The organism is Candidatus Aquicultor secundus (assembly GCF_002791875.1).
GTDB classification, from domain to species: Bacteria; Actinomycetota; Aquicultoria; order Aquicultorales; family Aquicultoraceae; genus Aquicultor_A; species Aquicultor_A secundus.
On sequence record NZ_PFNG01000072.1, the window covers coordinates 1,815 to 3,261 of the forward strand.

At 52.7% G+C, this 1,447-nt stretch carries 1 protein-coding gene; it reads right to left on the bottom strand.

Annotated features, from left to right (window positions below; translation table 11 throughout):
* Positions 1 to 327: 327 nt before the first annotated feature.
* Positions 328 to 1,389 carry an isocitrate/isopropylmalate dehydrogenase family protein gene (locus tag COY37_RS02840; protein WP_286678559.1) on the bottom strand — a complete coding sequence of 354 codons (1,062 nt, stop codon included), beginning with the start codon at positions 1,387 to 1,389 and terminating at the stop codon, positions 328 to 330.
* Positions 1,390 to 1,447: the final 58 nt, after the last annotated feature.

Consider the following 1,447-nt stretch of genomic DNA (forward strand, 5'->3'; position numbering starts at 1 on the left):
CACCCAAATTCGGCAGCCGATAACCAATCGACAGCCACTCTTGTGCCCGTAACGTGGGCTTGACGGACCAAACTACTAAGCGAAATCGCTGTTCAGAAGGCCGGCTCCGGGGCGACGTTCGACTTACATCCTATACCGGGCTTCGCACCACCCCCGGCTCGCTCACATAGTAAGAAAGTCTACTACTCCCCTTCATTGCCTCTTTCCTTGTATATCTCTTTGTTTGGCTCTACTTGTCTCTAAATGGAGAATATTAGATGAGATTATACAGAACGCATGCTCGGGTGTCAAGACGACTGACGACACCGATATAAACTCTTGCAGCATTTACGACAAAATCTTATTAAGAATAGCATCCGCCATCTGGGAGGTGCCGGCGGTGCCCCCTAGGTCATACGTAACATGCTTGCCCTCGGCAACAACATCGCGCGTCGCGGTAAATACCTTATCCGCCGCTTCGCGCTCGCCGATATGGTGCAACATCAAAACGCTTGATAAAATAAGTGCGCTTGGGTTGACCTTGTTCTGCCCGGCGTACTTGGGAGCGCTGCCATGGACCGACTCAAATACCGCATGCTCCTCACCGATATTTGCACTGGGAGCCATCCCGAGGCCGCCGATAAGCCCGGAGCACAGATCGCTTAAGATATCCCCGTAGAGGTTGGGGCAGACTAAGACATCGTAAAGCTCGGGTTTTTGCACGAGTTGCATGCACATGTTGTCGACGATGCGATCTTCGGTTTCGATGTCCGGATACTTCGCGCCGACTTCGTTTGCAACTCTCAAGAAAAGCCCGTCGGAGTGCTTCATGATGTTGGCTTTATGTACCGCCGTGACTTTCTTGCGCCCTTCACGACGTGCATACTCGTAGGCGAACCGCACGATCCGCTCCGAACCGGTAATCGAAATGGGTTTTATGCTGATGCCCGCGTCCTCAAAGCGAATTTTGGCTCCGCGTGCTTTAAGAAAATCGATAAGCTCTTTTGCTTCTTTGCTGCCTTCCTCGAACTCGATGCCCGCATAAAGGTCCTCGGTGTTCTCGCGAACGATAACCAGGTCGATATCCTCGTAGCGGCTTTTAACCCCCTTTAAGCTGTAACAGGGGCGCAGGTTGACATAGAGATCAAGCTCCTTGCGCAGGGCAACATTGACGCTTCTAAAACCGCTGCCGATCGGTGTTGTGACCGGGCCTTTTATCGCGATTTTGTTTTTACGAATCGAATCAAGCACCTGTTCGGGAAGGGGGGTGCCGTACTTTTCCATTGCATCGGCACCGGCCTCCTGCACGTCCCAATCGATTTTTACGCCCGTCGACTCAACGACCCGGCGCATCGCCTCAGAGATTTCCGGTCCTATTCCATCGCCGGGGATTAATGTAATCGTGTGCACCTTAAAAACCACCTTTCTCCCAACCCGTAGAGACGTAGCTTGTCTCCGCCCCCACAGG